The following is a 24253-nucleotide window of genomic DNA, read 5'->3' on the forward strand; positions in this document are numbered from 1 at the left end:
GACCTGTGGCGCGTGAGGGGCCGATAGTGCAAGTGCAGAGCGAATGGGATGGGCTGGAGCCGGTGGCGCAGCGGCTGGATCGGCTGGTCCTGCGCGGGCGTCCGTCCGACCCGGCGCTGGTCGATCGCCAGGGGGCCCTCGATTATGCCGGGCTGGACGAGGCGGTGGGCATGCTCGCCGCGCATCTCGCCGCGCGGGCGGCGCCGGGCGACCGGATCGCGAGCTGGCTCCCCAAGACGCGGACGGCGTGCCTGATGGCTTTGGCCTGCGCGCGCGCCGGGCTGGTGCATGTGCCGGTGAACCCTTTGCTCAAGCGCCAGCAGCTCGCCCATATTCTCGCCGACAGCGGGGCGCGGCTGCTCGTCACCCAGCCGGCGCGTGCCGCCCTGCTCGAGCCGGGCGACGTGCCGGCCGGTTGCACGATTGCAATGGAGGCGGAGCTGGGATCGCATCCGTCGCCCATGTCGCCGTCGAGCGGCGACACCGATGCGCTCGCCGCCTTGCTCTACACCTCGGGATCGACCGGTCGCCCCAAGGGCGTGATGCTGAGCCACGCCAATCTCTGGCTCGGCGCGATCGCGGTGGCGCATTATCTCGGCGTCACGCCCGAGGACCGGACGCTCGCGGTGCTGCCGTTGAGCTTCGATGCCGGCCTCAACCAGCTGCTCTCGACCTGGGCGGCGGGGGCCGCGGTGGTGCCGCTCGATTATCTCGTCGCGGCGGATGTGGTGCGCGCGGTGGAACGGCATGACGTCACGGTGATGGCCGGGGTGCCGCCGCTCTGGCTGCAACTGGCCGAGGCGAAGTGGCCGGCCGAAACCGCCGCGAGGCTGCGCATCCTGTCGGCGACCGGCGGGCGGATGGCCTTGCCGCTGGTGCGGCGCTTGCGCTCGCTCTTCCCGCAGGCCAGCCTGACATTGATGTATGGTCTCACCGAAGCCTTCCGCTCGACCCGGCTCGATCCGGCGCTGGTCGACAGCCATCCCGACTCGATCGGGCGGGCCATCCCCTTCGCCGAGGTGATGGTGGTACGCCCCGGCGGCCGCCTGGCGGACGATGACGAGCCGGGCGAACTCGTCCATGCCGGGCCGCTGGTGGGGCAGGGCTATTGGCGTGATACCGAGCGCAGCGCGCTGCGGTTTCGGCCCGCACCGTCCGCGTCGCGACTAGGCGGCATGGCGGTGTGGTCCGGCGATACGGTGACGCGGGGCGGAGACGGCCTGCTCCGCTTTGTCGGGCGCGACGACGAGATGATCAAGGTGTCCGGCAACCGGGTCAGCCCGACCGAGATCGAGGAGGCGGCGATGGCGAGCGGCGGTGTGGCCGAGGCGATCGCGATCGGCGTGCCCGACGAGCGGGTGGGGCAGGCGATCCGGCTGATCCTGCGCGGCGATGGCGACAGCGCCCGCCTGCTGGCGCATTTCAAGGCCGCGTTGCCCAGCTTCCAGCAGCCGCGCGAACTGGTCTGGGTGGCGGCGTTGCCGCGCAACCCGAACGGCAAGCTCGATCGTGCCGCGATTGCGCGGGAGCATGGCGCGCGGGAGCATGACGCATGAAGCCGCTCGGCCCGATCCCGCCCGGCTATGGCGCCGATGCCGCCGGGCAGCTGTCGATCGGCGGTCATGACGTCGCCTCGCTGATCGGGATGGCCGGCGATACGCCTCTGTTCGTCTACGATCTGGCGATGGTCGCGGCGCGGGTCGCGGCGTTGCGGGCGGCGATGCCGGCAGGGCTGGAAATCCATTATGCGATCAAGGCCAACCCGTTCGTGCCGCTGGTCGAAGCGATGGCCAGGATGGTCGATGGCTTCGATGTCGCCTCGGAAGGCGAGCTGGTGCGCGCGATCACGGCGGGTATGGGAGCGGCGCACATCAGCTTCGCCGGCCCCGGCAAGCGGACGCGGGAGCTGGAAGCCGCGATCCGTGCCGGTGCCACGATCAATCTCGAATCCGAACGCGAGGCGGAGCGCGCGCTGGCGGCGGCTGACGGGCTCGGCCTGACCCCGCGCCTCGCGGTGCGGGTGAACCCCGAATTCGAGCTGCGCGGATCGGGAATGCGGATGGGGGGCGGTGCCAAGCCCTTCGGTGTCGATCAGGCGCGGGTGGTGCCGCTGGTCCGTCGGCTGGTCGCGGCCGGCGCGGACTATCGCGGGCTGCACATCTTCGCCGGCTCCCAGTCGCTCGACGGCGCCGCGATCATCGAGACCCAGGCCAACAGCGTCGCGCTTGCCCACCGGATCGATGCCGAAAGCGGCGCGCGCGCACCACTGGTCAATCTCGGCGGGGGCTTCGGCATCCCCTATTTCGCGGGCGACAAGGCGATCGACGTCACCGCGATCGGCGCGGCGCTGGCCGATTGGATCGGCGACGAGCCGCAGCGCTACGCGATTGAGCTGGGGCGCTGGCTGGTGGCGGAGGCCGGCGTCTATCTCACCCGCATCGTCGAGCGGAAGGATAGCCACGGCAAGACCTTCCTCGTCACCGACGGCGGGCTGCATCACCAATTGGCCGCGTCGGGCAATTTCGGCACGGTCGTCCGCCGCAACTATCCGGTCGCGGTCGCCGGTCGGTTCGGGGACGATGCGGAGGAGGAGGTCAGCGTCGTCGGCTGCCTCTGCACGCCGCTCGACCGGCTCGCCGACGATGCGATGTTGCCCCGCGCGGACGAGGGTGACGTCATCGCCGTGTTCCTGGCCGGGGCCTATGGCGCCACCGCTTCCCCGGCGGCGTTCCTGGGCCATCCGCCGGCCCGCGAAATCGCCATTTCTGCTGTAAACGCTGCTGCCCTAACGTAAAATTCACCTCTCCGGGGCTAGGCCGAGTGTCGAACGACCCAGGCGGGTGTATGTCGATGCATCGGCATGCAGGCCGTCCTGACGGCTAAGGGGATTTGTTATGCGGTTCGAGGGCGCTTCTAAGACGGTGCTGGCAGCCATGATGGCGAGCGTCGTCACCGGTTGCGCATCCACGAGCAGTGGTCCGGTGCTGCCGCCCGCGACCTTCGTGTCCAATCAGCAGGATCCCGGCGAGCAATATCTGATCGGCCCGCTCGATCAGCTCACCATCTTCGTGTGGCGCAATCCGGAGCTCGGCGCCAAGGTGCAGGTCCGCCCCGACGGCCGCATCACCACGCCGCTGATCGCCGACCTGCCCGCGACCGGCAAGACGCCTGCGCAGCTCGCCGACGACATCAAGGTGGCGCTCAGCAAATATGTCTCCGATCCGCTGGTGTCGGTGATGGTGGACAATTTCTCGGGCACCTTCTCGCAGCAGATCCGGGTGGTCGGCGCGACCGACAAGCCCGCGAGCCTGCCCTATCGCGCCAACATGACCCTGCTCGACGCGATGATCGCGGTCGGCGGACTGTCCCAATATGCGGCAGGTGACCGGGCCAAGCTGGTGCGTTATGACAAGGCAACGGGTAAGCAGCACGAATATCCGCTCAAAATCGCCAGGCTGGTGAAGCATGGCGACGTAAAGGCGAACGTGAAGCTGGAACCGGGCGACGTCATCATCATCCCCGAGAGCATGTTCTGAGCGGCGCGGGCTGAGGCAAGCACATGCAGGCGATCCTCGACGAGATTCGTATCGGCATCCACGCCGTCTGGCGCCGCCGCTGGCTGGCGCTGGCGGTGGCGTGGGCGATCGCGCTGGTGGGCTGGCTCGCCATCTCGCTCATCCCCAACACCTATCAGAGCAAGGCGAAGATCTACATCACGCCGCAGTCGATCCTGCCGCAGGCGGTGGGGATCAGCGCCAACGACCAGCAGCAGGATATCGACAGCTTCCGCCAGACGCTGACCTCGGCCGACAATCTGACCGGGATCGTCAAGTCGACGCCGGAACTGGCCAAGCAGGCGGGCACGCCCCGCGATCTCGCCGCGCAGGTGACGCGCCTCTCCAACGCGATCGCGATCAAGTCGACGCAGGACAATCTGTTCGAGCTCGACGTCAGCCTGTCCGGCGGCGGCTACACCGACTCGCAAAACGCGCATCTGACCCAGATCGTCGGGCAGAAGGTGCTGGATGCCTTCTATTCGAGCTATTCCGCCGGCAATGCCGACGAGGCGCAACGCTCGCTCAAGTTCCTCGATGCCCAGCTCGCCCAGCGTGGCGCCCAGTTGCAGGATGCCGAGAACAAGCAGCAGGCGTTCGAGACCAAATATATGGGGATGCTGCCCGGCACCGGCTCGATCGCCGACCGGATGCAGGCCGCCCAGTCGCAGCTGCAGGATGTCGAGACCAACCTCGCGGCGGCGCAAAGCTCGCTGGCGGCGGTCAATGGTCAGTTGGCCGGCACGCCTGCCACGATCGCCGGCCCGCCGTCTGCGACCGGCGCCGGTGGCCCGCGCGAGCGGATGGGCCAGTTGCAGGCGCAGCTCGCCGCCGATCAGGCGCAGGGCTGGACCGATCAGCATCCCGACGTGATCGCGCTCAAGAGCCAGATCGCGCGCCTGTCCGGCGCGGCGGCGGCCGATGTCGGCGGCGGTGCCAACAGCCAGCCCAACCCGGCCTATCTCTCGCTGCGCTCGATGCAGGCGGACAAGCAGGCGACCTATGCCGCGCTCTCCACCCGCCGCGCCCAGCTGCAGGCCGATCTCGCGAGCTTCGCCGCCAAGCAGGCCGGCGCCCCCGAACTGACCGCCCAGCAATCCCAGCTGTCGCGCGATCATGACGTGCTCCAGCAGCAATATGACAAGATGCTCCAGGATCGCGAGGCGATCAAATTGCGCGCCGATGCCCAGAGTTCGGATGGCAGCGTGCAGTTCCGCGTCATCGATCCGCCGAGCTTCTCGCGGGTGCCGGCCAAGCCGATGCGGCCGGTGCTGCTGATCGCGGTGCTGATCGTCGCCTGTGCCGGCGGGGCCGCCGTCGCCTTCCTCCGCCAGAAGCTGCTGTCGAGCTATTCGACCCCGGCCGGGCTGGCGGCGGCGAGCGGCCTGCCGGTGCTGGGTGCGGTCAGCTATGTACGGGGGCCGAAGCAGAAGGCCGTCGAGAAGCAGCAGTTGAAATGGTTCGCGGGGGCGGGCGGCGCGCTGGCGGGGGCGTTGATGCTCCTGCTCGCGGTCGAATTCGTCCAACGCGGCTTGATGGCGTGAAAGACAGGGCCGGCATGAGCAAACATACCCCCATCGCGCCCGATCCCGAGGGCAATGGCCGCCCGAAGGGGCCGCGTGGCCCTTCGCTCGTCGAGCGGGCGGCGAACGTCTATGATTTCGGCGAAAAGCTGCGAGGCCCGGGTCAGCCGGAGGCGGTGCCGCAGCCGGTGCCGCCCGCCGCGCCGGTCTCGTTCGCGCCGGCGGCGCAGCCGGTCGTCGCGCCCGCGTGGCAGGGGCCGGCCGCCACGCCGCGCTTCGGCCGGATCGCGATGGACGATCTGCGCGATGGCGGCTTCATCGTGCCGGACAGCGGCGCTACCGCGCTCGCCGAGGAGTTCCGCATCGTCAAGCGCCAGCTGCTGCGCGGCATGGACGAGACGCCGACCGGGCGGACCATCCTGATCGGCTCGGCCCGGCCCGACGAGGGCAAGACCTTCTGCGCGATCAACCTGGCGCTCAGCCTCGCCGCCGAGAAGGACGCCGAGGTGATCCTGATCGACGCCGACGTCGCCAAGCCGGAAATCCTCTCGACCCTCGGCCTCGAAGGCGGCCCCGGCCTGATCGACGCGATCGCCGATGCCGGCATCGACGTCGAAGGGTGCATCATCCGCACCGACATTCCCGGCCTCTCGGTGCTGCCCGCCGGTCGCCAGACCAACGAGGCGACCGAATTGCTCGCCTCGGCCCGGACCACGCAGGTGCTGGAGCGGCTGCGGACGCGCGATCCCCGCCGCATCATCCTGTTCGATTCGCCCCCGGCGCTCGCGGCCTCGCCGGCCTCGGTGCTGGCAATGCACGCCGGCCAGCTGCTGTTCGTTGTCCGCGCCGAGAAGACCGGCGAGACCGAATTGCGCGAGGCGCTCGAACTGCTCTCGGCCTGCCCGAAGCCGCAGCTGCTGCTGAACGGCGTGGAGTTCGGCGGCTCCAGCCGTCGCTTCGGCCGCTATTACGGATTGCAGGGATGAGACGGATCGTCCTCCCCTCCGCATGGCTCGGCATGCTGGCGCTCGTCGCGGCGCCGGCCGCCGCGCGGACCACGATCACGCCCTATATCGAGGTGCAGCAGGTCTTCACCGCCGATCTGTCCGGCCATGACCAGGATGCGGTGACCTATACCGGGCTCAGTGCCGGCGTGGATGCGACGCTCGACGGCAAGCATGTCCAGGGTCAGATCGACTATCGCTACGATCATTATTTCGCCTGGTCCCACAAATATCAGGACAGCGACGTCCACCAGGGGCTCGGCGTGCTGGTCTACCAGCCGACACCGGAACTGTCGTTCAACGCGGCGGGCATCGCCACCCGCACCAGCGGCAATTACGGCCGCCGCGCGCCGGCCTTCATCGCCGGCGACACCAGCAACACCCAGCAGATCTACTCGGCGCAGGTCGGGCCGAGCTATGCGACCAATTTCGGCGATCTGGCCTTCAACGCGGACTATCGTTTCGCCTGGACGCGCGCGTCGGACGGGGACGGCAGCCTCGATCTCGGCCCCGGTCAGCCGGTGCTTCAGGATAATTTCACCACCACCGATCATGTCGTGGACGCCTCGATCGGCACCAAGCCGGGTGGGTTGGGCCTGCCGGTCGGCCTCACGCTGTCGGGCGGTGCCAGCCGGGATCAGATCCATTTCCTCGGTGGGCGGATGGACGATTATTATGGCCGGGCCGATATCACCGTGCCGATCACGCCTGCGATCGCCGCGGTCGGCGGGGTCGGCTACGAGCGCAACCGGGCCGGGCAGGACGCGATCCTGACCGATGCGGACGGCAATGCCATCCTCGACGACAAGCGCCATCTCCAGGGCGATCACAGCAAGAAGCGCCTGCTCTCCTACGATCAGGACGGCCTGATCTGGGATGTCGGCGTGCTGTGGCGGCCGAGCGCGCGCACCTCGCTGGAAGTGCGCGGCGGCAAGCGCTGGGGCGAGACGGTCGTCACCGGCCATTTCCAGCACCAGATCGACCCGAACAGCACGGTCGAGGTCGTCGCCTATGACGATGTGACGAGCTTCGGCCGGCAGCTGAGCAGCGGCGTCGGCTCGCTGCCGAGCAATTTCAGCAGCTTCGCCGCGCCGATCCCGACGACGCTCGCCGGCTGCGTGTTCGGTGCCAATGGCGGGCAGGGCGGCTGTCTGCCGGCCTTGTCCTCGGCCAGCTCCGATTTCTATCGCTCGCGTGGCGTCTATGCCAACTGGTCGACCAGCCATGGGCTGTGGACCTATGGCATCGGCGTCGATTACGATCATCGCCATTATCTCCAGCCCGATTTCGGCCCGACCATCGCCAACCTCAACGCGGCGAACTCCCAAAGCGTGACGGCCAACGGTGTCGCGGTGCGCAAGCTCACCCCGGTATCGAGCGTTTCGTTCACGGGTGTCGGCGGCTGGTATGACGACGATGCGCTGAATAGCTCCAGCTACTGGGTCTATGGTGGTGCGCTGAGCTATTATCGCGGCTTCGGCGAGCATCTGTCGGGCACCGCGTCCGTCAGCATCTTCTCCGGATCGGGCGAGAACCGCAGCAACGACGTAGTCGGCACGGGCATGGTCTCCGTCCGCTACACGATGTAACTGGGAAGGCCGAGTTATGTATGATCGCCATTATGGCTTCACCGATCGCCCATTCCAGCTGACGCCGGACGCGCGCTTCTGGTTCGAGAGCAAGACCCACCGCACCGCCATGGCCTATCTCGGTTATGGTCTGGCGCAGGGCGAGGGCTTCATCGTCATCACCGGCGACGTCGGTGCGGGCAAGACCACGCTGGTCGGCCATCTGATGGCCTCGATCGATCCGCAGCGGCTCCATGTTCTCCGCCTGGTTTCGACCCAGGTCGAGGATGAGGACATGCTGCGGCTCACCGCCCAGCAGCTCGGCCTCGCCACCGAAGGCCTCGCTAAGGCGCAGCTGCTCGATCGGATCGAGCGGACGCTGCGCCTCCACGCCGCCGAAGGCCGCCAGACGCTGCTGATCGTGGACGAGGCGCAGAACCTGCCGCTCTCCGCGCTCGAAGAGCTGCGGATGCTGTCCAACTTCCAGAATGGCGGGCAGGCGCTGCTCCAGATCTTCCTGCTCGGCCAGCCGGAGTTCCGCGATCGCTTCCAGCATTCCGAGCATCTCGAGCAGCTGCGCCAGCGCGTGATCGCCACTCACCATCTGACCCCGATGGAGGAGGAGGAGATCGCCCCCTATATCGGCCACCGCCTGTCGCTGGTCGGCTGGACGGGCAATCCCGATTTCACCGAGGACAGCTTCGCGGCGTTCTACAAGCATTCGGGCGGCGTGCCGCGTCGGCTGAACATGCTGGCGGGCCGCGTGCTGTTGCACGGTTCGGTCGAAGGGCTCGATCGCATCGACGCCCACACGGTCGATCTCGTCGCGGCCGACATGGGTGAGGAGCGCGCGAGCGCGCCGGCGCCCGATCCGGCCGAGGCGAGGCGCCGCGCGATCGAGGCAGCGCCGCCGACCGAGGCCGCCCCCGTCCGCATCGTCACCGCGCAGGATCCCGAACTGCTCGATCGCATCGCCTCGCTCGAAGAGCGGCTCGACGAGCAGGAGGCCGCGATCCGTCGCGTGCTGACCCTGCTGATCGACTGGGTGGAGCGCGAGGAGCCGATCGGCGCAGGTATAAGCTCGGGCGCAGGCGCGCGCTACTCCACCACCCGCTGAGCGGGGCGCATCCGATGTCCGTTTCCTTTCGCCATGATGGCGAGGGCCGCTATCCTGTCGCCCCGGGCGAAGGGGGAATGATGATCCGCAACGCGATGTCGGTCGATATCGAGGACTGGTTCCAGGTCGGCGCCTTCGAGAAGGTGATCGCCAAGGCCGACTGGCCGCGCCTCGAAAGCCGCGTGCAGCGCAACACCGATGCGGTGCTCGACCTGTTCGCGCGAACCGGGGTGAAGGCGACCTTCTTCACGCTCGGCTGGGTGGCGGAGCGGGCGCCTCTGCAGATGCGCCGGATCATCGCCGAGGGCCACGAGATCGCCAGCCATGGCTGGGACCATGATCGCGTCTTCACCCTGACGCCGGACCAGTTCCGCGCCGATCTGCGCCGTGCGAAGGCGGCGATCGAGGATGCGGCGGGCGCCGCCGTCACCGGCTATCGCGCGCCGAGCTTCTCGATCGACACCCGCACGCCCTGGGCGCACCCGATCCTGGCCGAGGAAGGCTATGCCTATTCCTCGTCGGTCGCGCCGGTGAAACATGATCATTATGGCTGGCCCGAAAGTCCACGCTTCGTGTGGAAGCCGGTGGCGGACAGCGCTATGCTCGAACTGCCCGTCACCACCGCGAAGCTTGGCGAGCGGACGCTGGCGGCGGGCGGCGGCGGCTTCTTCCGGCTGCTGCCCTATCGCTTCAGCCGCTGGGCGATCCGCCAGGTGAATGGCGAGGCCGACCGGCCGGCGGTGTTCTACTTCCACCCCTGGGAGATCGATCCCGGCCAGCCGCGCATGGCCGGCGCGCCACTCAGGTCGCGCCTGCGCCACTATAGCCGGTTGTCGGCGATGGAGGGCAAGCTGGAGCGGCTGCTCGGCGAATTCGCCTGGGATCGGGTCGATCGCGTCGTCGCCGGCCAGCGGGCATGAATCCGGCCGAAGCGGTGTTGCCGATTGATATCCGGGGCGAGGCCGACAGAGTGGCGATTGCCGCCTATGTCCGCGCCCATCCGCAGGGCACACCCTTTCACCTTCCGGCCTGGCTTGATGGGGTGGAGAAGGGCACCGGCCACCGGGCGCATATGCTGGTGGCGGAGCGGGGCGGGCGGATCGCCGGTGTGCTGCCGCTGACGGCGGTGAAGTCGCTGCTGTTCGGCAAGGCGATGGCGTCGAGCGGCTTTGCCGTCGGCGGCGGCGTGCTGGCCGACGACGCGGCGGTGGCCGAGGCGCTGATCGACGCGGGCTGGGCGCTCGCCGCGAAGCTTGGGATGCCGAGCCTCGAACTGCGCGGCGGCGCGATGCCGACCGGCGGCGCATGGACGCTCAAGACCGAAAGCTATGCCGGCTTCGTGCGTCCGCTCGCAGCCGATGACGAGGCCGAGCTGAAGGCGATCCCGCGCAAGCAGCGCGCGGAGGTCCGCAAGGCGCTCGATGGCGGGCTGACGGTCGAGATCGGCACCGGCCGTGCTGATCGCGCCGCGCACTATGCCGTCTATGCCGAGAGCGTGCGCAATCTCGGCACGCCGGTCTTCCCGAAGGCGCTGTTCGCCGGCATGCTCGATGCGTTCGGCGACGATGCCGACATCCTCACCGTGCGGCAGGGCGGTCAGCCGGTTGCCTCGGTGCTGAGCCTGTACCACAATGGTACGGTGATGCCCTATTGGGGGGGCGGCACCTTCGGGGCGCGAGCGTTGAGGGCGAATGAGCTGATGTATTTCTCGCTGATGCGCCATGCCCGCCGACGCGGCTGCAGGGCGTTCGATTTCGGCCGTTCCAAGCCCGGCACCGGCGCCTTCGCCTACAAGAAGAATTGGGGCTTCGAGCCGCAGCCGCTGGCCTATGCGATCCGCACCGCGGACGGGCAGGCGCCGCGCGAAGTCAATCCGCTCAACCCCAAATATCAGGCGAAGATCAGAGCGTGGCAGAAGCTGCCGCTGTGGCTGGCCAACATATTGGGGCCGCCGATCGCGCGGGGGCTGGGCTGATCGGATGGGCGACCTGCTGTTCCTCGCCCATCGCGTGCCTTATCCGCCCGATCGCGGCGACAAGATCCGCTCCTACCACATCCTGAAGCATCTCGCTGAACGTCACCGCGTCCACCTCGCCACCTTCGCGGACGACGAGGCCGACGAGGCGGCGGCCGAGCATCTGCGCCCGCTGGTCGCCAAGATGCATGTCGAGCGGCGGACGCGAACGCGCGGGGCGGCGGCGGCGCTGGCCTTGGCGACGCGGTCGTCGGTGTCGGTGAAGGCCTTTGCCAGCAAGGGCATGTCCGCCTTCATCGATCGCGTGCTGGCGGACGAGCCGATCGACCGGCTCTACGTCTTCTCCAGCCAGATGGCGCAATATGCGCCCGACGACCGCCCGTTCATGATGGACTTCGTCGACATGGATTCGGAGAAGTTCGCATCCTATGGCGACACCGCGACGCCGCCGATGCGCTGGATGTGGCAGCGTGAGGCGCGTCGCCTGTTCCATTTCGAGCGCGAGACCGCGCGGCGCGCCGTCGTCTCGCTGTTCGTCAGCGAGGCCGAGGCGGCGCTGTTCCGTGATCGCGCCAAGATGTCGGCGGAGCGGGTGCAGGTGCTGGAGAATGGCATCGATCTCGAAAGCTACCGTCCCGCGCCGCATGAAGCGGGCGCCACGCCGCTGATCGTGTTTACCGGCCAGATGGATTATCCGCCCAATATCGAGGCTGCCGACGGCTTTGCGCGCGAGGCCATGCCCGCGATCCGCGCCGCGCATCCCGGTGCCCGCTTCGCCATCGTCGGCCGCAAGCCCGATCCTTCTCTCTCCGGGCTGGGCGAGGGGATCGAGGTGACCGGCGAGGTGGCCGATGTCCGGCCGTGGCTGACGCAGGCGGACGTCGTGGTCGCCCCGCTCCGCATCGCGCGCGGTATCCAGAACAAGGTGCTGGAGGCGATGGCGATGGGCCGTCCGGTCGTCGCCAGCCCACAGGCCTTCGAGGGGATCGACGCCGAACCGGGGCGCGACCTGATCGTGGCCGATGCGGAACAGGCGGCGGCGGTGTCGGCGCTGCTCGCCGATCCGGCCCGCGCCGAGGCGATCGGCGCCGCCGCCCGCCGGCAGGTGGAAGCCCGCTACGCCTGGGCGGCGCGGCTGGCCCCGCTCGACGCAATGCTGGCCCACATATGAGCGAGACGGCCGGGCTTTCGGCGATCCCGGCCCGGCCCATGCTGGCCGGCTGGCGCGTGCATCTCGCGGCGCTCGGGTTGGTCGTGGCCGCTTTGCTGCTGCTGTTCGCGCGCGATGCCGGCGACATGGCGTGGATCTGGTGGGACAGCAGCACCTACGAGCATTGTCTGGTCATCATCCCGATCATCGGCTGGCTGGTGTGGCAGCGTTTGCCCATGCTGCGCGCGATCGCCCCGCAGGGCTGGCCGCTGCCGCTGGCGTGGATCGCGATCGGTGGCTTCGGCTGGCTGCTCGGCGAGGCGGCCGGCGTCGCGGTGGCGCGGCAGCTCGGGCTGGTGATGATGCTCCAGGGCGCCGTCGCGACGACGCTCGGCCGGGGCGCGACCGCGGGACTGCTCTTCCCGCTCTTCTATGCCTTCTTCCTCGTGCCGTTCGGCGATGCGGTCATCCCCGCGCTCCAGACGGTGACCGCGAGGCTCTGCATGATATTGCTCCACATGGCGCGCGTGCCGGCGACGATCGACGGGGTGTTCATCAACACGCCGGGCGGCTGGTTCAAGGTGGCGGAGGCCTGCTCGGGCGCCAAGTTCCTGATCGCGATGATCGCGCTCGGCGTACTGGTCGCGCATCTCGGGTTCCGCAGCCGGGGCCGGCGTGCGGTGTTCATGCTGGTGTGCGTGATCGTGCCGGTGATCGCCAACGCCATCCGCGCCTTCGGGACGATCTTCGTCGCCCAGTATCGCGGCGCGCAGGCGGCGGCGGGATTCGATCACGTCGTCTATGGCTGGATCTTCTTCGCGGTGGTGATCGCGGTGGTGCTGGCGGCGAGCTGGCGCTTCTTCGACAAGCCGGCCGATGCGCCGGCGGTCGATGTGATGGCGGTGGAGCGCGAGGCGGCGAAGCAGCGCGCCCGCTGGCCTCTCATTGCCACGGCCTGCGCCACGCTGGCGGTCGCTTGCGCGGCGCCGCTGTGGAGCCTGCTAGCCACCGGCGCCGGCCGGGCCGCGCCGGCCATCCTCCTGCCTGCTCCGCCGGGCTGGGCGCCGGTGGTCGATAGCGGCGTCACGCCTTGGCGGCCACGCTTCGATGGTGCGCAGATGCCATCGGCACGCTATCGCAACGCCGCAGGCGAAGAGGTGGATGTCGTGGTCGCGTATTTCGAATCGCAGGGGCAGAGCCGGCAGGGTCAGAACCGGTCGCTGGTCGGCTTCGGCCATGGCGCCGTCGATCCGGACGGCAACTGGTCGTGGGTCGCCGACCTGCCGGCGCCCGACGGCGGCCGCGCCGAGCGCATCGTCGCGCCCGGCCAGCATCACCGCGTCGTCGTCAGCTTCTACGATGTCGGCGGCGTCGTCACCGGCAGCGCGCCGCGGGTGAAGATCGAGACGCTCAAGCGGCACCTGTTCGGCGGCCCGCAATATGCCGCCGCGCTGCTGGTCTCGGCGGACGAGGCGAAGGGCGGCCGCCAGGCGGTCGATCATTTCCTGGGCGCGATCGGCCCGATCGGCCCCGCCTTCCAGCATATGGGCCTCTGAGCGATGTGCGGCATCGCCGGTATCTTCCATCTCGACACTCCCAAGCCGGTCGATCCGGCGCGGGTGAAGCAGATGCTCGACGTGATCGCGCACCGCGGGCCGGACGGGGAGGGGGTGTGGACCGCCGCCGGCGTCGGGCTGGGGCAGCGCCGCCTCGCGATCATCGACATTGCCGGCGGCACCCAGCCGATGCACGCGGCGGACGGCCGGCTGACCGTCGTGTTCAACGGCGAGATCTACAATTACCGCGAGCTGCGCGCCGATCTCGAAGCCTGGGGCGCGGTCTTCCGCACCCATAGCGATACCGAGGTGATCCTCCATGGCTGGCGGCGCTGGGGGCCGGCCTGCCTCGATCATTTCAGCGGCATGTTCGCGATCGCGCTGTTCGATCACGACCAGCAATGCCTGTTCGTCGCGCGCGACCGGCTCGGCGTGAAGCCGCTTTACTATACCGAGCTGTCGGACGGCGCGGTGCTGTTCGGCTCCGAGCTCAAGGCGCTGCTCGCGCATCCCCGTGTTCGCCGCTCGCCGGATCTGTCGGCGGTCGAGGACTTCCTCGGCCTCGGCTACGTGCCGGACGACGCCTGTATCGTCGCAGGCGTGAAGAAGCTGCCGGCCGGGCATCACATGATCCTGCGCCGCAACCATCGCCTGCCCGAACCGCAGCGCTGGTGGGATATCGGCTTCTCGGGCGACGCCCGCGGATCGGTGAAGGATCTCGAGCATCAGCTGACCGATCATATGCGGATGGCGGTGCGCTCGCGCATGTTCGCGGACGTGCCGCTCGGCGCCTTCCTGTCGGGCGGGGTGGACAGCTCCGCCGTCGTCGCGCTGATGGCAGAGGCAAGCCGCACCGCGGTCGAGACCTGCTCGATCGGCTTCGACGTGCCCGATCTGGACGAGACCGCGCATGCCCGCCTCGTCGCCGAGCGCTTCGCGACCCATCATCGCGAGCGCATCGTCTCGCCCGACGATTTCGGGCTGATCGACACGCTCGTCCACCATTTCGACGAGCCCTTCGCCGATGCCTCGGCGCTGCCGATGTACCGGGTCTGCGAGCTGGCGCGCGAGCGGGTGACGGTCGCGTTGTCGGGCGACGGCGCCGACGAGGCGCTTGCCGGCTATCGCCGCCACCGCTTCTTCGTGAACGAGAATCGCGCGCGGGGGCTGATGTCGATGCAGATCGGCGCGCGGGTGTTCGGCGCGCTTGGCCGGGCCTATCCCAAGGCGGACTGGGCGCCGCGGCCGCTGCGCGCCAAATCGACCTTCCAGGCGCTCGCCCGCTCGCCAGAGGAGGCCTATGCGCGCGCCATCGGCTTCACCACGCCGGAACTGCGGGCGCGGCTGTTCACGCCCGAGGCGACCGCGCAGCTGGCCGGCCATCGCGCCGAGCAGCGGATCGAGGTGGCGATGCGCAACGCGCCGGCCGCCGACTGGCTCGGCCGCGCCCAATATGCCGACATGACGATCTGGATGCCCGGCGACATCCTCACCAAGGTCGATCGGATGAGCATGGCGGTGAGCCTGGAGGCGCGCGAGCCGCTGCTCGATCATAAGCTGCTGGCGTTCGAGGCATCGCTGCCGCAGTCGATGCGGCTGCGCGGCGGGCAGGGCAAGTGGCTGATGAAGCACGCCATGCGCCGCTATCTGCCCGACGAGATCCTGCACCGCCCCAAGATGGGTTTCGTCACCCCGATCTCGGCCTGGTTCCGCGGGCCGCTGGCCGGCGAAGCCGATCGGATCGCGCGGGGCGCGGCACTGGCCAACACCGGCTGGTTCCGCCCCGACGAACTGGCGCGCGTCGCCGGCGATCATCGCAGCGGGCGCGCCGATCATGGCCGGCTGCTGTGGCAGCTGATGATGCTCGACAAGTCGCTGACGCGGCTCTTCGGGGCTTAGCGCCGGCAGAGGGACAGGCGGTCGCCGGCGTATGAGGCTGGCGACCGGGCCAAGCGACGGTTCCGCCGTGAGAAGGCCGTAGGGCCCCGAGTGCGGCAATATGCCGCAGGGCCGTTCAGCGGGAGCAGGCGGCCGAGCGGATCAGGAAGCGGCGCTCGCGCCCATTGTCGAGGCTGAACATGCCGCCACGGCCATCGACGGCGTCGAGCGTCAGCGCGATATCCGAACCCCATGCCTCGAATTGCCGTCCGCCGATGTAGAAAGGCTGCCCGGCGACCTCGCCCAGCAATATGTCGGATACGCCGATCTGGAAGTCGCCGCGGGCGTAGCACATCGGCGAGGAGCCATCGCAGCATCCGCCCGACTGGTGGAAGAGCACGGGGCCGTGCTCCTCCACGATCGCGGCGAGAAGATCCAGCGCGGCCGGGGTGGCGACGACGCGATCCGTCTGGGCCGCCTTGGCGACCCCGTCCACCCCGGCCGCCCCGCTCATGCCGTCAGGTCGAGGACGACGCGGCCCTCGATCTGGCCCTTGTGCATCCTGTCGAATATCTCGTTGATATCCTCCAGCTTCGCGGTCGAGATGGTCGCCTTGACCTTGCCCGCCGCCGCGAAATCGATCGACTCCTGCAAATCGAGCCGGGTTCCGACGATCGAGCCGCGCACCGTGATCCCGTTCAGCACCAACCCGAAGATGTTGAGCGGGAAATCGCCGGGCGGCAGGCCGTTCAGTGCCACCGTGCCGCCGCGGGCCACCACGCCGATCGCCTGCTCGAACGCCTTCTCGCTGACGGCGGTGACGAGTGCGCCCTGCACGCCGCCACCGGTTTCGCGCTTGATGACCTCGGCGGGGTTCTCGTTGCGGGCGTTGACGGTGATGGTCGCGCCCAGCCGGCGCGCCAGATCGAGCTTGGCATCGTCGACGTCGATCGCCGCCACGTTCAGCCCCATCGCCTTGGCATATTGCACGGCCATGTGGCCCAACCCGCCAATGCCCGAGATAGCGACATAATCGCCGGGCTTGGTGTCGGTCATCTTCAGGCCCTTATAGACCGTGACGCCGGCGCACAGGATCGGCGCGATCTCGTTGAAGCCGATATTGTCGGGCAGGTGGCCGACATAGTTGGGATCGGCGATCACGAAGTCCGCGAAGCCGCCGTTCACCGAATAGCCGGTGTTGAGCTGCGTCTCGCACAGCGTCTCCCAACCGCCCATGCAGTGGACGCAGTGGCCGCAGGCCGAATAGAGCCACGGCACGCCGACCCGATCGCCTTCCTTGACATGCTTGACGCCCTTGCCGACGGCGGAGACGAAGCCGACGCCTTCATGGCCCGGGATGAAGGGCGGGTTGGGCTTGACCGGCCAGTCGCCCTCGGCGGCGTGGAGGTCGGTATGGCAGACGCCGGAGGCCTGGATGGCGACCTGGATCATGCCGTCGCTGACTTCGGGGATCGGCACCTCGTCGATCGTGAGGGGCTTGCCGAACTCGCGCACGACGGCGGCCTTCATGGTTTTGGCCATGGCATAATCTCCTTCGTTTCTGAGGATGGTGCAGGACAAGCGGCGGCGCTGGGGCGGGGAGCGGGCGCCGCCCGGAAAGATCAGAAGAAGCCGAGCTTCTTGGGGCTGTAGCTGACCAGCAGATTCTTGGTCTGCTGATAATGATCCAACATCATCTTGTGGTTCTCGCGGCCGATGCCGGACTGCTTGTAGCCGCCGAAGGCCGCGTGGGCCGGATAGGCATGATAGCAGTTCGTCCAGACGCGCCCGGCCTGGATCGCGCGACCCATGCGATAGGCGCGGGTGCCGTCGCGGGTCCATACGCCGGCGCCGAGCCCGTAGAGCGTGTCGTTGGCGATCGCCAGCGCCTCCTCGTCATCCTTGAAGGTCGTCACCGACACGACGGGACCGAAGATCTCCTCCTGGAAGACGCGCATCCTGTTATGCCCGCGCAGCACCGTCGGCTTCACATAATAGCCGTCGGCGAGCCCATCGACCGCGCCGCGATCGCCGCCGACGAGCACTTCGGCACCCTCGCCACGGCCGATGTCGAAATAGGAGAGGATCTTCTCCATCTGCTCGGACGAAGCCTGCGCGCCGACCATGGTGGCGGGATCCAGGGGATCGCCCTGGACCATCGCCTCGACGCGCTTCAGCGCTTTTTCCATGAAGCGGTCATAGAGGCTTTCGTGGATCAGCGCGCGGCTCGGGCAGGTGCAGACCTCGCCCTGGTTGAGCGCGAACATCGCGAAGCCCTCGATCGCCTTGTCGAGGAAATCATCGTCCTCCTGGCCGACGTCGGCGAAGAAAATGTTCGGGCTCTTGCCGCCGAGCTCGAGCGTGACCGGGATCAGATTCTCGGAGGCATATTGCATGATCAGCCGGCCGGTCGTCGTCTCGCCGGTGAAGGCGATCTTGGCGATCCGCCGAGACTGGGCGAGCGGCTTGCCCGCTTCCAGGCCGAAACCGTTGACGATGTTGAGCACGCCCGCCGGCAGCAGGTCGCCGACAAGCTCGGCCCAGACGAGGATCGAGGCAGGGGTCTGCTCGGCGGGCTTGATCACCACGCAATTGCCCGCGGCGATCGCGGGGGCGAGCTTCCAGCAGGCCATCAGCAGCGGAAAGTTCCACGGGATGATCTGGCCGACGACGCCCAGCGGTTCGTGGAAATGATAGCCGACCAAATCATGATCGATCTCGGAGATGCCGCCCTCCTGCGCGCGGATGCAGCCGGCGAAGTAGCGGAAATGATCGATCGCGAGCGGAATGTCGGCCGCCAGCGTCTCGCGGATCGGCTTGCCATTGTCCCAGGTCTCGGCGGTCGCGATCGTTTCCAGATGGGCTTCCATGCGATCGGCGATGCGATGGAGGATCAGGGCGCGCTCGGCCGGACTGGTGCGGCCCCAGGAGTCCTTGGCGGCATGGGCGGCATCGAGCGCCCGCTCGATATCGACCGCGCTGCTGCGCGCCACTTCGCAGATGACCTGGCCGTCGATCGGCGAGCGGTTCTCAAAGGTGCGGCCATCGGCGGCATCGACCCAGGCGCCTCCGATGAAATTGCCGTAGCGGGCCTTGAACGGCGCGGTGCGCGCCGTGATGCGTTCATGGGCTGTCATGGTCGCCTCTCCATTCCTTGTTGTGGGAGGAGGAGACACCGGCCGATTCCGTCCGGCAAGGGACGGGGCGGCATTCCCGATCGGCCTGCCGCAAATTTTCCCCGCCCGGCGCGGCAGGTGACGCAGCCCGCGACAGGGTGGCGGCGACGCCTGTCGCAGATCGCGACAGCCGGCCGGCCGGTGCCCCGATCTTCGTTCATTGCCGGAAAGACTCGTGCGGTCTAATGTCGCCCGGCAACGCGATCCGACAGACGATCGCATGATCGATGGAGAGCGCATGGAAAGCGTCCTGATGGATTCGGCGCGCCGGACCTTTTTCGGCGAGGGGCGGCTGCCCGCGGCCGGGGTGCGCCAGCCTGTGCTGCAATCCTGGATACGCTGCGTGGACCTGGGCCTGGCCGAGCGTGCGCTGCCGGCCGTCGGCCCGATGCCCGACCGCGATCTGCATATTCTCCATCAACGCCATGAGAGCCTGCTGCGGCTTTGTCGCCCGGAACTGGAGACGCTGGCCGGCGAGGCCCGCGACACGGGGAGCGTCGTGATCCTGGCCGATGGCGACGGCATGATCCTCGATACGCTGGGCGACACCGGCTTCGCGTCGCGCGCGGCGCAGGTGGCGCTGCGCCCCGGCGTCTCGTGGCGCGAGGCGAGCATCGGCACCAACGCCATCGGCACCGCGATCGCCGAGCGCAAGCCGATCGTGGTCCATGGCTCCGAGCATTTCTTCGCCGGCCATGGCGTGTTGAGCTGTGCGGCCACGCCGATCATCGATCCGCGCGGTGCGATCCTCGGCGTGCTCGACATGTCGGGGGCATCCGCCGTCGGCCATGGCCATGCGCTCGGGCTGATCCGCATGGCGGTCGACCAGATCGAGCATCGGCTCTTCCGCCAGCGCTTCGAGGATTGCCGCGTGCTGCGTTTTCATGACGATGCGGCGATGATCGGCACCAGCCGCGAGGGCATTCTGGTGTTTCGCGAGGCGCGGCTGGTGGCCGGCAACCGGCGCGGGCTGGCGTTGGTCGGCCAGCATTGGGACGCGCTCGACGATCTGCTGATCGAAGAGCTGCTCGAAGAGACGGCATGGCACGGCCTGGACGTGCTGCTTCGCCTGCACAATGGCGTCCGCGCCGTCGGCCGGTGGGACGGGGAGGCGAATCATGCGGCGCCGGCCTGTCTCGACCCCGTGGAGCCGTCCGTCACCGCCGAGCTGGCGGCGCGCGAGGCGGAGATGATCGACGAGGCGCTGGCGGTCGTCGGCGGCAACATCAGCGCGGCGGCGCGGCGGCTGGGCATTCACCGCAGCACGCTGCACCGGCATTTGGGGCGCCGTCGGACGTCCTGATCCGCGACGATCGCGTCGATCAGGCGGGGTAGAGCGCTTCCACGAAATACAGCCCGTCCGGCGGTGCGTTGAGGCCCAGGCGGGAGCGGTCGGCGGCGGCCAGCGCGGCGGCCATGTCGTCGGGCGACCATTTGCCCTGCCCGACCAGCGCCAGGCAGCCGACCATCGAGCGGACCTGGTGGTGGAGGAAGGAGCGCGCTGCTGCTTCCACCTCGATGCCGCCCGCCACCCGCCGCACGTCGAGCCGGTCGAGCGTCTTGACCGGGCTGGCCGACTGGCAGTGGGTCGAGCGGAAGGTGGTGAAGTCGTGCCGGCCGACCAGATGCTGCGCCGCTGCGTGCATCGCCTCGGCATCGAGCGGCGGGCGCAGCCGCCAGGCCTTGCCGAGGTCCAGCGTCAGCGGGGCGCGGCGTTCGGCGATGCGATAGATGTAGCGCCGGCCGATGCAGGAGAAGCGCGCATGCCAGTCGTCCGGCACGGTTTCGCAGGCGAGGATCGCCACCGGATGCGGCCGGGCGAGGCCGTTGATCGCCTCCATCAGCCGGAACGGCGTGATCGGCTTCCCGATCTCGACATGCGCCGCCATGCCGGTGGCATGGACCCCGGCGTCGGTGCGCCCGGCGGCGTAGACGGTGGCGGCCTCGCCGGTGACCCGCTGCACCGCCTCCTCGATCACCTGCTGGACGCTCGGGCCATGGGCCTGCCGCTGCCAGCCCATGAACGGGCGGCCATCGAACTCCACGGTCAGCCGGAAACGGGTCACGCCAGGATCGTGCCCTTGGGGATGGCGAAGCCGCGCAGCAGATCCGGCGTCGGCATCGCGCCGCGCCCGGCGCGCTTCACCAGCAACGGCCGGATCGTCCCCGATCCGCAGGCGATGCAGAGCATGTCGTCGGTCACTTCGCCGGGGCGTCCGTCGGCGGTCTCGATCGACGCGGCGAGAATCTGGATGCGCTCGCCGCCATGTTCGAAGAAGGCGCCCGGCGCCGGATTGAAGGCGCGGATGTGGCGTTCGACCTGGGCGGCATCCTGCGCGAAATCGATCCGCGCCTCCGCCTTCTCGATCTTGGCGGCGTAGGTGATGCCGTCCGTGGGCTGCGGGATGGCGGCGAAATCGTCCGGATGGGCGAGCACGCGCACCATCAGCTTGGCGCCGAGGGCGGCCAGTTCGCCGGTCAGCGCGCCGGCCGTCTTGTGATCGACCCGCACCCGGCCTTCCAGCCGCACCGGCCCGGTATCGAGGCCCTTCTCCATCTGCATGATGCCGACGCCGGTCTCGTCGTCGCCGGCCAGGATCGCGCGCTGCACCGGGGCGGCGCCGCGCCAGCGCGGCAGCAGCGAGCCATGGACGTTGAGGCAGCCGCGCCGCGGCGCCTCCAGCACCGGCACCGGCAGGATCAGGCCATAGGCCGCCACCACCGCGACATCGAGCGCCAGTGCGGCGAAGGCCGCCTGTTCGTCGGCACCGCGCAGCGTCAGCGGATGGCGCACGTCCAGCCCCAGCGCTTCGGCACGCAGATGCACCGGGGTCGGCTGGAGCGCCTTGCCCCGCCCGGCGCGCCTTGGCGGCTGGGTGTAGACCGCGGCGATGTCGTGCCCGGCCTCGACCAGCGCATCGAGCGTCGCGACGGCGAAATCGGGGGTGCCCATGAAGGCGATGCGCATCTTCGTCATGGGATGGCACCCCAAGCGCTTGGCAAGCCCCAACGCAAGCCCATATGCATATCCGCATGGCTTCTCCCGAAATCGAAGTGCTGACCCAGGCGCTGGCGCGGCTCCCCGGCCTCGGCCCGCGCTCGGCCCGGCGCGCCGTCCTCCACCTGCTCAAGAAGCGCGAGACGGCGCTGGTGCCGCTGCTGCGCGCGCTGGAGCTGGTCAATGAGCGGCTCGCGACCTGCTCGACCTGCGGCAATGTCGACACCACCGATCCCTGCGCGATCTGCGCCGATCCGCGCCGCGACCAGCGCTCGCTCTGCGTGGTCGAGGAGGTGGCGGACCTGTGGGCGCTGGAGCGTTCGCGCCTGTTCCCCGGCCGCTTCCACGTGCTCGGCGGCCGGCTGTCGGCGCTGGAGGGGGTGCGGCCCGAGGATCTGTCGGTCGATCGCCTGATCGCGCGGCTCACGGCGGGCGGGATCGACGAGGTGGTGCTCGCCACCAACGCGACGCTGGAGGGGCAGACCACCGCCCACTATATCGCCGAGCGGCTGGAGGGCTTTCCGATCCGGCTGACCCGGCTCGCCCATGGCCTGCCGGTCGGCGGCGAACTCGATTATCTGGATGAGGGCACGCTGGCGCAGGCGCTGCGGGCGCGGCGGCCGATCGATTAAGCTGATCGAGAGGGTTCGCTTGACCTTCGCGGGCACCGATCCTAGCTCACGGCGATGGCTATTCTTCCCATCGTCGAAATCCCCGATCCGCGCCTGCGCGAGATTTCGAAGCCCGTCGAGACCTTCGACGCGGCGCTCCAGACCCTGATCGACGACATGTTCGAGACGATGTACGATGCGCCGGGCATCGGCCTCGCCGCGATCCAGGTCGGCGAACCGCTGCGCCTGCTGGTGATCGACCTCCAGGAAAGCGTGGACGAGGCGGAGGACGACAAGCCCGGCCCGAAGAATCCACGGGTGTTCATCAACCCCGAATTCTCCGAGGAATCGGACGAGACGAACGTCTATGCCGAGGGCTGCCTGTCGATTCCGGACCAATATGCCGATGTCGAGCGGCCCGCCCGAATCCGCGCCAAATGGCTCGATCGTGACGGCAAGGCGCATGACGAGGTGATCGAGGGCCTGCTCGCTACCTGCCTCCAGCATGAGGAGGATCATCTGAACGGGATCGTCTTCACCGATCACCTGTCCCGCATGAAGCGCGACATGCTGCTGAAGAAGCTGGAAAAACAGCGCAAGCAGACGCGCGCGGCCTGATTTTCCAGGCGGGCGCGGGCAAGCTACGGCTTGCCATGTAGGATTTGCACTGATACGTTCCCGCTTCGTTCCATATGGAGGGGTGCATGGAGCCTGTCGTCGCGATCCTGATGGCCTGTATCGCGCTGGTCTGCGGGCTGGTGGCGGGATGGCTGTTCGCCGCGCGCGGCACCGTGCCGCTCCGGGCGGAGCGCGATCGGCTGGATGAACGCTCCCGCGCCGCCGAGACCGCGCGTGCAACCGCCGAGGAGCGGGCCAGCGCCACCCCGCTGCTGCGCGCCGCTCTCGACGAAGTCACCCGCGAACGCGACTCGGCGTTGCGCGATCTCGCGGCCGAGCGGGCCGGCGCCCAGCAGCGCACCGAGGCGTTCGAGGCCCGGCTGACCGAGCTGCGCGAAGCCAAGGATTCGCTCTCCGCCCAGTTCAGCGAAGTCGGCGCGAAGCTGCTCGGCGAAGCGCAGAAGGCGTTCCTCGAGCGCGCCGACCAGCGTTTCGCGCAGGCCGACGAGAAGTCCGGCGAGCGGCTGAAGGCGCTGCTCAACCCGGTCGAGACCACGCTCAAGCGCTATGAGGAGAGCGTCGGCAAGGTCGAGAAGGAGCGGACCGAGGCCTATGGCAACCTCACCGGGCTGATTTCCTCGATGCGCGACGGGCAGGAAGCGGTGCGCGGCGAGGCGGCGCGGCTGGTCAACGCGTTGCGGGCGGCGCCCAAGGCGCGCGGGCGCTGGGGCGAGCAGCAGTTGCGCAACGTGCTGGAGACCTGCGGGCTCGCCGAGCATACCGATTTCGCCATGGAGGTGTCGGTCGCGATGGACGACGGCGCGCGGTTGCGGCCCGATGCGATCGTGCGGGTGCCGGGCGGGCGGGCGCTGGTGATCGACGCGAAAGTGTCGCTCAACGCCTATCAGGATGCCTTCGCCGCGATCGACGAGGCCGAGCGCGCCAGGCATCTCGCCATCCATGCCGCCGCGATGAAGGCGCATGTCACCGGGCTCTCGGCCAAGGCCTATTGGAGCCAGTTCGAGGATGCGCCGGACTATGTGATCATGTTCGTGCCGGGCGAGCATTTCCTCGCCGCCGCGCTCGAGAATGATCCGACGCTCTGGGATTATGCCTTCGACCGGCGGGTGCTGCTGGCGACGCCGACCAACCTGGTCGCGATCGCGCGCACCGTCTCGGCGGTCTGGCGGCAGGAGAAGCTGGCCAAGGAGGCCCAGCAGATCGGCACGCTCGGCAAGGAGATGTACGAGCGGCTGTCGGCGGCGGCCGGGCATCTGCGCAAGGTCGGCACCGGGCTGTCGAGCGCGGTCAACAATTACAACAGCTTCGTCTCGTCGTTCGAGAGCCGGGTACTGGTCACGGGCCGCAAATTCCGCGACCTCAACATCGAGACCGGCGGCCGCGAGATCGAGGGCGTGGTGCCGGTCGAGGCGCTGGCGCGGGGCACGAACGCGGCGGAGCTGATCGACGCGACGACAGCGGAAGCGGCGGAGTAGGGGGTCCAGCGCCTGCCGCGCTCCATCAA

The 24253-nt window shown here is 68.8% G+C and carries 21 protein-coding genes; 16 read left to right on the forward strand and 5 right to left on the reverse strand.

The annotated features are described in order from the left end of the window. Positions 1-32: 32 nt before the first annotated feature. The 12 genes from PBT88_RS08395 (at position 33) to PBT88_RS08450 (ending at position 15346) form a co-directional block, all read left to right on the forward strand. A complete protein-coding gene (locus PBT88_RS08395) occupies positions 33-1556 on the forward strand; it encodes an acyl-CoA ligase (AMP-forming), exosortase A system-associated (RefSeq protein WP_456115223.1) in 1524 nt (507 codons plus the stop codon). Next, positions 1553-2794: a pyridoxal-dependent decarboxylase, exosortase A system-associated gene (locus PBT88_RS08400; RefSeq protein WP_270078743.1), complete on the forward strand. Its 1242-nt coding sequence runs from the start codon at positions 1553-1555 to the stop codon at positions 2792-2794. The genes PBT88_RS08395 and PBT88_RS08400 overlap by 4 nt, the downstream gene beginning before the upstream one ends. A gap of 100 nt (positions 2795-2894) precedes the next feature. Then, a complete protein-coding gene (locus PBT88_RS08405) occupies positions 2895-3536 on the forward strand; it encodes an XrtA/PEP-CTERM system exopolysaccharide export protein (RefSeq protein WP_270078744.1) in 642 nt (213 codons plus the stop codon). 23 nt (positions 3537-3559) lie between these two features. Beyond that, positions 3560-5098, forward strand: coding sequence for an XrtA system polysaccharide chain length determinant (locus tag PBT88_RS08410; protein ID WP_270078745.1), 1539 nt, complete (start codon positions 3560-3562; stop codon positions 5096-5098). A gap of 14 nt (positions 5099-5112) precedes the next feature. After that, entirely contained in the window at positions 5113-6063 is a 951-nt protein-coding gene (locus PBT88_RS08415; protein WP_270078746.1) for an AAA family ATPase, read from the forward strand. Then, complete coding sequence (locus PBT88_RS08420) at positions 6060-7670, forward strand: porin family protein (RefSeq protein ID WP_270078747.1); 1611 nt, start codon at positions 6060-6062, stop codon at positions 7668-7670. The genes PBT88_RS08415 and PBT88_RS08420 overlap by 4 nt, the downstream gene beginning before the upstream one ends. Positions 7671-7686: 16 nt before the next feature. Continuing rightward, positions 7687-8766 (forward strand): ExeA family protein, encoded by a 1080-nt coding sequence (locus PBT88_RS08425; RefSeq protein WP_270078748.1) that lies wholly within the window; start codon positions 7687-7689, stop codon positions 8764-8766. Positions 8767-8846: 80 nt separating this feature from the next. Further along, complete coding sequence (locus PBT88_RS08430) at positions 8847-9686, forward strand: XrtA system polysaccharide deacetylase (RefSeq protein ID WP_270079207.1); 840 nt, start codon at positions 8847-8849, stop codon at positions 9684-9686. After that, a complete protein-coding gene (locus PBT88_RS08435) occupies positions 9683-10741 on the forward strand; it encodes a FemAB family XrtA/PEP-CTERM system-associated protein (protein WP_270078749.1) in 1059 nt (352 codons plus the stop codon). Before PBT88_RS08430 ends, PBT88_RS08435 begins: the two co-directional genes overlap by 4 nt. Before the next feature lie 4 nt (positions 10742-10745). After that, entirely contained in the window at positions 10746-11912 is a 1167-nt protein-coding gene (locus PBT88_RS08440) for a TIGR03087 family PEP-CTERM/XrtA system glycosyltransferase (RefSeq protein WP_270078750.1), read from the forward strand. Further along, the gene (gene xrtA / locus PBT88_RS08445; protein WP_270078751.1) at positions 11909-13447 is read left to right on the forward strand and encodes an exosortase A; all 1539 of its coding nucleotides are present in this window, start codon (positions 11909-11911) and stop codon (positions 13445-13447) included. The genes PBT88_RS08440 and xrtA overlap by 4 nt, the downstream gene beginning before the upstream one ends. A gap of 3 nt (positions 13448-13450) precedes the next feature. After that, on the forward strand, positions 13451-15346 hold the full coding sequence (locus PBT88_RS08450) for an XrtA/PEP-CTERM system amidotransferase (RefSeq protein ID WP_270078752.1): 1896 nt from the start codon (positions 13451-13453) through the stop codon (positions 15344-15346). Between the two features lie 115 nt (positions 15347-15461). Here the strand turns inward: PBT88_RS08450 and PBT88_RS08455 are convergent, their stop codons facing one another. The 3 genes from PBT88_RS08455 to adh all read right to left on the reverse strand — a co-directional run bounded on the left by PBT88_RS08455 (position 15462) and on the right by adh (position 18462). Then, entirely contained in the window at positions 15462-15839 is a 378-nt protein-coding gene (locus PBT88_RS08455) for a DUF779 domain-containing protein (protein ID WP_270078753.1), read from the reverse strand. Further along, the gene (adhP, locus tag PBT88_RS08460; protein ID WP_270078754.1) at positions 15836-16867 is read right to left on the reverse strand and encodes an alcohol dehydrogenase AdhP; all 1032 of its coding nucleotides are present in this window, start codon (positions 16865-16867) and stop codon (positions 15836-15838) included. Before adhP ends, PBT88_RS08455 begins: the two co-directional genes overlap by 4 nt. 80 nt (positions 16868-16947) lie before the next feature. Continuing rightward, the gene (gene adh / locus PBT88_RS08465; RefSeq protein WP_270078755.1) at positions 16948-18462 is read right to left on the reverse strand and encodes an aldehyde dehydrogenase; all 1515 of its coding nucleotides are present in this window, start codon (positions 18460-18462) and stop codon (positions 16948-16950) included. A gap of 277 nt (positions 18463-18739) precedes the next feature. Between adh and PBT88_RS08470 the strand changes: the two genes are divergently transcribed. Further along, positions 18740-19804, forward strand: a complete 1065-nt coding sequence (locus PBT88_RS08470; protein WP_270078756.1) for a helix-turn-helix domain-containing protein — start codon at positions 18740-18742, stop codon at positions 19802-19804. Positions 19805-19823: 19 nt separating this feature from the next. On the opposite strand, the gene truA is transcribed toward PBT88_RS08470, so the two are convergent. Both truA and fmt read right to left on the reverse strand, forming a co-directional pair. Then, positions 19824-20567 carry a tRNA pseudouridine(38-40) synthase TruA gene (truA, locus tag PBT88_RS08475; RefSeq protein WP_270078757.1) on the reverse strand — a complete coding sequence of 248 codons (744 nt, stop codon included), beginning with the start codon at positions 20565-20567 and terminating at the stop codon, positions 19824-19826. Then, positions 20564-21469, reverse strand: coding sequence for a methionyl-tRNA formyltransferase (gene fmt / locus PBT88_RS08480; protein ID WP_270079208.1), 906 nt, complete (start codon positions 21467-21469; stop codon positions 20564-20566). The genes truA and fmt overlap by 4 nt, the downstream gene beginning before the upstream one ends. A 65-nt stretch (positions 21470-21534) precedes the next feature. Here fmt and recR point away from each other — a divergent pair, with 65 nt between their 5' ends. The 3 genes from recR (at position 21535) to PBT88_RS08495 (ending at position 24224) form a co-directional block, all read left to right on the forward strand. Further along, entirely contained in the window at positions 21535-22131 is a 597-nt protein-coding gene (gene recR / locus PBT88_RS08485) for a recombination mediator RecR (protein ID WP_270078758.1), read from the forward strand. A gap of 54 nt (positions 22132-22185) precedes the next feature. Then, the gene (gene def / locus PBT88_RS08490; protein WP_270078759.1) at positions 22186-22728 is read left to right on the forward strand and encodes a peptide deformylase; all 543 of its coding nucleotides are present in this window, start codon (positions 22186-22188) and stop codon (positions 22726-22728) included. An 86-nt stretch (positions 22729-22814) separates the two neighbouring features. Next, positions 22815-24224, forward strand: coding sequence for a DNA recombination protein RmuC (locus tag PBT88_RS08495; protein ID WP_270078760.1), 1410 nt, complete (start codon positions 22815-22817; stop codon positions 24222-24224). Positions 24225-24253 lie beyond the last annotated feature (29 nt).

Origin of the sequence: Sphingomonas abietis (assembly GCF_027625475.1) — a bacterium.
In the GTDB taxonomy this organism is placed as follows: Bacteria; Pseudomonadota; Alphaproteobacteria; order Sphingomonadales; family Sphingomonadaceae; genus Solisphingomonas; species Solisphingomonas abietis.